This window comes from Mesorhizobium sp. M7A.F.Ca.AU.001.01.1.1 (assembly GCF_004022735.1).
Classification (GTDB): domain Bacteria; phylum Pseudomonadota; class Alphaproteobacteria; order Rhizobiales; family Rhizobiaceae; genus Mesorhizobium; species Mesorhizobium ciceri.
Window position 1 is genome coordinate 1 of sequence record NZ_RZPF01000843.1, and the last position, 2523, is coordinate 2523.

Annotated in this window: 2 protein-coding genes; one reads left to right on the forward strand and one right to left on the reverse strand. The window is 66.5% G+C overall.

Annotation, left to right across the window (positions count from 1 at the left end; genetic code table 11):
• Positions 1-418: LysR substrate-binding domain-containing protein (locus tag EN884_RS32745; RefSeq protein ID WP_245492026.1), on the forward strand; the 418-nt coding region annotated here is incomplete at its 5' end.
• Here EN884_RS32745 and EN884_RS32750 read toward each other — a convergent pair.
• On the reverse strand, positions 419-2523 hold a 2105-nt coding region (locus EN884_RS32750; RefSeq protein ID WP_164895306.1), incomplete at its 5' end, for a Tex family protein. It lies immediately after the preceding gene.

Genomic DNA, 2523 nt, shown 5'->3' on the forward strand with positions numbered 1-2523 from the left:
CGAACCCGTGGCCCCGTTCGTGTCCCCCGAATCCCTCGCCGCCCGCGCCATCGCCGCCCCGGCCGATATCGGCCGCCTGCCGCTGCTGCACATGGCGACGCGTCCTGGCGCCTGGACCGAATGGTTCGAGCATCAGGGCCTGAGCGCGCCGACCGGACCCGGCATGCAGTTCGAACAGTTCGGCACCGCCGCCCAGGCCTGCATGGCGGGGCTCGGCGTGGCGCTGCTGCCGTTGATCCTCATTGCAGGTGAATTGCAGCGCGGCCAGCTGGTGCCGGCGCCAGGCCAGCCCATGCAAAGCCGCAGTGCCTACTATCTCGTCGTCCCGCACGACAAGCGCGGCCATCCGCCGGTCGCCAGTTTTCGCGACTGGCTGCTGGGCCAGGTCGAGAAGGAACCGGCCGTTCTGGCGTGGTAGCTACTTTCGCTTCAGCGCATTCGCCAAAGCAGCACCGAACGCTCCCTGTTGCGCCGGCCGCTCCGGCTGGCGTTGCTGGGGTGCCGGCGAACGTGGTGCCGGCCTGCCGCCACCATTGTCGCGCGGTCCGCTGCGCGGTGCACCGCCCTCGCCGCTATCCTTGCGCATGGAAAGGGCGATGCGCTTGCGCTTGATGTCGACGTCGACGACGCGCACCTTCACCACGTCGCCGGCCTTCACGACCTCATGCGCGTCCTTGATGAACCGATCGGCCAGCTGCGAGACATGCACCAGCCCGTCCTGATGCACTCCGATATCGACGAAGGCGCCGAAGGCGGCCACGTTGGTGACCGTGCCTTCCAGCAGCATGCCGGGCTTCAGATCCTTGATGTCGTCGATGCCGTCGGCGAAGGTCGCCGTCTTGAAGCCTGGGCGCGGGTCGCGGCCGGGCTTTTCCAGCTCCGCCAGGATATCGCGCACCGTCGGCAAGCCGAAACGCTCGTTGACGAAGACGCGTGGGTCGAGTGCCTTGAGCGCGGCACTATCGCCCATCAACGACCGCACATCGCGCCCGCAGGCAGCGACGATCTTCTTCGCCACACCATAGGCCTCCGGATGCACCGACGAGGCGTCGAGCGGCTCGCTGCCATTGGCAATGCGCAGGAAGCCGGCGGATTGTTCGAAGGCCCGAGGTCCGAGCCGCGGCACCTTGAGCAGGTCCTTCCGGCTGGCGAAGGGCCCGGTCGCATCGCGATGCGCAACGATCGCGTCGGCCAGCGATGCGCCCAGACCTGAAACGCGCGCCAAAAGCGGCGCCGAGGCAGTGTTGAGATCGACGCCGACGGCATTGACCGCGTCCTCGACCACCGCTTCCAGCGAGCGGCCGAGACGGTACTGGTCGACATCATGCTGGTACTGGCCGACGCCGATCGATTTGGGTTCGATCTTGACCAGTTCGGCCAGCGGATCCTGCAGCCGCCGGGCGATCGAGACAGCGCCGCGCAACGACACGTCGAGGCCGGGGAATTCCGCCGCCGCCGTCGCCGATGCCGAATAGACCGAGGCGCCGGCCTCGCTGACGATCACTTTCAGTGGCTTCGGCCCGCCGTCCGCCGGCATGTCGGACAGCATGTCGGCCACCAGCTTTTCCGTCTCGCGGCTGCCGGTGCCGTTGCCGATCGAAATCAGCTCGACCTTGTGCTGGCGGATGAGCTTGGCGAGTTCCGCCTGCGTGCCGCGCACATCGTTTCTGGGCGGAAATGGATAGACCGTCGTCGTTGTCAGCACCTTGCCGGTGCCGTCGACCACCGCCACCTTGACGCCGGTGCGGATGCCGGGGTCGAGCCCCATCGTGGCGCGCGAGCCGGCGGGAGCGGCCAGCAGTAGATCCTTGAGGTTGCGGGCAAAGACGTGGATCGCTTCCTCCTCCGCCCGCTCGCGCAGATCGCGCATCAAATCGAGCGTCAGATGCAGCGACAGTTTTATACGCCAGGTCCAGCCCGCCACCTCCATCAGCCATCTGTCACCCGGAAGGCTGCCGCCGATGGCATAGGCATTGGCGATCATCCGCTCGACCGGCTTCACCGGTGAGGTGTCATCGGCATCGACCTCGATGTCAAGCGACAGCACTTCCTCGTTGCGGCCGCGCAGCATCGCCAGCGCGCGATGGCTGGGCACATTTGCCCAACGCTCGACATGGTCGAAATAATCGGAGAATTTCGCGCCGGCCTCCTGCTTGCCGTCGACCACCCTGGCCCGCATGAAGGCGCGCTCCTTCATGTAGCTGCGCAATTTGCCGACCAGATCGGCATTCTCGGCGAATTGTTCCGAAAGGATGTCGCGCGCGCCCTCGAGCGCCGCCTTGGTATCGGCCACCTCTTCGCTGACATAGGCCAGCGCCAGTTCGGCAGGCACCAATGAGCGGTTCGCCAAGATGGCTTCGGCCAGCGGCCCCAGCCCGCGCTCCCTGGCGATCTCGGCCTTGGTCCGGCGTTTGGGCTTGTAGGGCAGGTAGATGTCCTCAAGTTCCGCCTTGGTGGTGGCGGCGACGATCTTGCCTTCAAGCTCCTCGGTCAGCTTGCCCTGTTCGCGGATCGAGCCAAGGA